This window comes from Leisingera sp. F5 (assembly GCF_001593695.1).
On the sequence record NZ_LUKH01000205.1, the window covers coordinates 1 to 3,887 of the forward strand.

Annotated in this window: 3 protein-coding genes, 1 tRNA gene and 2 pseudogenes; 1 reads left to right on the forward strand and 5 read right to left on the reverse strand. The window is 62.5% G+C overall.

What is annotated here, in order from left to right; genetic code table 11:
* The 4 genes and pseudogenes from A2I95_RS27330 to A2I95_RS27345 form a co-directional block, all read right to left on the reverse strand.
* A pseudogene (locus A2I95_RS27330) lies at positions 1-791 on the reverse strand (IS66 family transposase zinc-finger binding domain-containing protein); the annotation flags it as partial.
* A gap of 61 nt (positions 792-852) precedes the next feature.
* A pseudogene (gene tnpB, locus A2I95_RS27335) lies at positions 853-1,200 on the reverse strand (IS66 family insertion sequence element accessory protein TnpB).
* A complete protein-coding gene (locus tag A2I95_RS27340) occupies positions 1,197-1,565 on the reverse strand; it encodes a transposase (protein ID WP_291734971.1) in 369 nt (122 codons plus the stop codon). The pseudogene tnpB and the gene A2I95_RS27340 overlap by 4 nt, the downstream one beginning before the upstream one ends.
* A gap of 114 nt (positions 1,566-1,679) precedes the next feature.
* Positions 1,680-1,763: transfer RNA gene (locus tag A2I95_RS27345), tRNA-Leu, on the reverse strand.
* A 218-nt stretch (positions 1,764-1,981) separates the two neighbouring features.
* Between A2I95_RS27345 and A2I95_RS27350 the strand changes: the two genes are divergently transcribed.
* Positions 1,982-2,509 carry a Hint domain-containing protein gene (locus A2I95_RS27350; RefSeq protein ID WP_260008132.1) on the forward strand — a complete coding sequence of 176 codons (528 nt, stop codon included), beginning with the start codon at positions 1,982-1,984 and terminating at the stop codon, positions 2,507-2,509.
* A 9-nt stretch (positions 2,510-2,518) separates the two neighbouring features.
* On the opposite strand, the gene A2I95_RS27355 is transcribed toward A2I95_RS27350, so the two are convergent.
* Positions 2,519-3,887 (reverse strand): NAD(P)H-hydrate dehydratase (locus A2I95_RS27355; RefSeq protein WP_291734974.1); only part of this gene is annotated, 1,369 nt, incomplete at its 5' end.

The following is a 3,887-nucleotide window of genomic DNA, read 5'->3' on the forward strand; positions in this document are numbered from 1 at the left end:
CGGATCGGTGTGTCATCCATTGCCCGGCAAGCGCATCCGAAGGATGCTGCCGAGAGGGAGCGTGGAGCAACGGTGCCGCCATGACTTCGGCTTCTATCCTTTCGATGACCGGCTCAAGCACCTTCATGACCCGGCCGCCCCCCTGCGGGCGTAGATCTCGTTGAGGCGGTAGAGCGGCACGTGGTCATCAAGCTTGGAGACCAGCACGTGGGCCAGCAGGCCCGGCCCGGCATACTGCCGGGGATGGGGCAGCTCGGGGCGGCGGGCTGCACCATCTTCTCGCACCGGCGGCAGGACTTCTTCACCCGCGCGACTTGGATGACTTTCATCTGCGCAGCGACCATGTCGAGCAGTTCGCTCACATCCTCGCCGACCACACGGAGACCACCCCCGCAATCGGGACAGCAGGTGCCGGGATCAAGCTCACGGCGTTCAAGTGGTGTCTCGTCCGACACCCGCGGCCTGCGACGGGGGCGCACCTCGGCGGTCCCGGGATCGGTGGCGGGAGGCTCGGCATCCTCCTCCTCGGGCGGTTCGTCTTGCTGTTCGGCGGTTGCGATCAGCAGGTCTTCCAGCGCCAGTTCGAGCTGGGCGATCTCCCGTTGGATCTTTTCAGACGACTTCCCGAAGGCCTGCTTCTGGAGCTTGGCAATCCGCAGGCGCAGGGCCTGGACCAGCTGATCGTGGGCCTGAAGCGCGGCTGACATGCGTGCATTCTCCGCCTGAAGAGAGGCGATCAGGGCCTTCAGAACGGCGGGATCGCTGGGGTGAACATCGGCGTCACCGGACATGCCGACAGATACCATGCAGCGTCCGGAATGGCCAATAAAACAATGACTTCAAGGGGATAATCTATCCGACCCGTGCGGGCGGCACGCCCCAGTCAGGGTGCCGCCAATCAATACCTTCCCAGAGCATGGCCAGCTGCACCGAGGTCAGGCGAACGGCGCCGTCCCCGCTGCTGGGTCACGGGAAGCGTCCGCGCTCCAGCACCTTGCAGTAAAGGCAAAATCCCTGGCCATCCCAATACAAAAGCTTCAGCCGGCCGCCACCGCGGCCCCGCAAGGCAAAGACGGCACCTCCCGCGGGCTTCTGGCGCAGAACATCCTGGGCAGGGGCTGACAACCCCGCGATGCCTTTGCGCATGTCTGTGACGCCGCAGGCAAGATACACCCGGACACCGGTTCCTGGGCCGTTCATGCCGCCTCCACTGCGGGGACCAGCCCGGCCAGCACAGCGGCGTCCAGGTCACTGGGAAACCGCAAGCAACGTCCGTTGGCCAGACGCAGCTCAATAGGAACGGAGGGGCTGGCAGCGGGTTCCGCTGGAGGAGCCTCGGCTGCCGGGAGACCAACCGGCAGAAACACGGTCCCTCGGTCAGGCGACCATAGCCCCTTCCGCTTCAGCTCGTGCCGCCAGCCATAAATTTGCTGCCGCGTCACATCGTGATGCTGTGCCACCCGCGTTACTGTTGCCCTGTCGATCCCCACAGATGTGACGATCGTAAGCTTCTCCTCACCGCTCCAGCGCCGGCGCCGTTCAACGCCGAGAATCTCGCCGCGCATGACAAACTCCCCCCAAGATACGTCGGTAACGACGTCGCTAAGCACGTGTCTTAGAACATCAGGAGAAAATCAGGCAGGCGGGTAGAAACCGGGCGCTTACGTTGAAGATCTAAATGGTGCGGGTGAAGGGACTCGAACCCCCACGCCAAAGGCGCCAGAACCTAAATCTGGTGCGTCTACCAATTCCGCCACACCCGCACGCACACAAAGCACCGCTTTGCGTGTCGCGGTGATTATCAAAGGACAGCGGCGGATGCGAGCGGAAAACGCAGCCTCGGACACCCTGTGTAAAACGGCAACAATCCGTCCGCATAATTGCAACAATGAGCAGACTTTCGCCGGAAAAGGCTGGGCCTGGAATCCGGTTCTGGCATAGATTCACAAAAAAGTCTGAGGCAGACAGAGCGAGTAACAACATGAAACCGTTTGGTAATGCGGCCTTGCGCGCGCAATTGGCTATGCGCGGCCAAGCACAGCCCCGGCGCCTGTATCAGGGCAGCCAGAACATCAGCCTGCTGCGCGGCACCCTGGTGCTGACCCGCGAGGGCGAGCGCGCAGCGGAAGAGGTTAAAGCAGGCGGCAGCCTCATCACCCGCACCCAGGGCATGGCCCGGGTAGAAGCGGTCCGCACCCGCCGCGCCATGCTGCAAGCCGTATGCATTTCTGCCGGATCGCTTGGCGACACCCGCGCAGACAGCGACCTGACCGTCCCTTGGGACCAGCGGGTCCTGGTCCGTGATTGGCGCGCCAAGGCAATGTTCGGCCAGCCGCAGGCAGTGGTGCCGGCCTATGAGCTGGTGGATGGCGAATTCATCCGTGATCTGGGTCTGCAGATGATGGATCTGACGATCCTGGAGTTTTCCCGCCCGCATGTGATTTATGCAGGCGGACTAGAACTGGCCGCGGCCGCCGCACCGGACGAAGATCTGCGCCCGGCAGCCTGAGCCGGAGCGTTACAGCCCCAGCTTGCGGAACACGGCGGGGATCTGCTCTGGCAGGTCCTCGGCGATCAGGCCGGGGCCGAATTCCAGCGCGCATTCCACATGGACATAGGCGGCAGTTTCCGCCGCCTGCATGGGAGAGAACCCGCGCGCCATCAGCCCGGTGATGAAGCCCGCCAGCACATCGCCCGACCCGGCGGTGGCCAGCCAGGGGGCAGAACGTTCGTAATGCGCGGAATTGACCGAGCAGCGGCCGCCCGGCGCGGCAATCACCGTATCCGGCCCCTTGAACAGCACCACGCAGCCGGCGCGTTTGGCCGCCTCGCGGGTGGCATCCACTTTAGAGTAAGCCGGGCCTGTGGTGGCTGGCGCATTCAGTTTCTCGGCCAGGTCCGGGAACAGCCTGGCAAATTCCCCGCCATGCGGGGTGATCACACAGTCTTCATGCAAAACCTCAAACAGCACCTCCGGCTTCATCTCGAACCGGGTAAGCGCATCTGCATCCAGCACGGTTGCCCGTTTTTCCTTCAATGTGGCGAATACCATCGCCTGCGTATCCGCCCCGCGTCCCATGCCAGGGCCAAGGCAAATAGCGCTGAGCCGTTCGTCTTCCATCAGCTCCACCAGCCCATGCGCGCCGTCGATCTGCCGCAGCATGATGGCAGTCAGATTGGCGGCATTTTCAAACATCGCCGAGCGCGGCGAGCCGACGGTAACCAGCCCTGCCCCGATGCGCAGGGCGCCGCGGGCTGCGAGGCGGGCGGCGCCAGTTTTGCCGTGGCCGCCGGAGAGGATGAGAGCATGGCCGTTAGTGTATTTGTGGCTATCCCGGTCTTTCCGCGCCCACGAGGGGTGAAGGCGCGTGGCTAAGTTACACAGTGACCTGCTGTTATCCTTGCGCCAATTCTTGCCTTCTTTCAGTCCAATGTCCTTCACTGCAGTCTTCCCGCAGTGGTCTGGACCTTCCGCGAGAAAATGCCCTTGCTTGTGACGGTGAAAGCTGACCGTTAGATGCGCAGTTGCCGAAAATCGAAAATAATCCGCTTCGTGCGGAAATTCTTTCCCGCTGTCCGAACATATCCCGCTAGGAATATCGACAGAGACAATCGCGGGCCTGCCCCTCTTGTGGCCGAACTCGATGTCAAAGCAGTCGACCATGTCTTCCATATTCCAGAAGAGATCACCAAGATCAGGAAGCGATCGCGTCAGACCCGTGCCGAAAAGAGCATCGATCAAGACATCGCAAAGCCAACCATCCTTGCCATCGTAGTCTGTTATCTCTTCGACGCCACCCAACTCCCGCCACCGCTCGCAGTTCACCCTCGCATCCGGTGGCAGCTTCTCAGCATCGCCGTAAAGAAACACCTCCACCTCCCAGCCG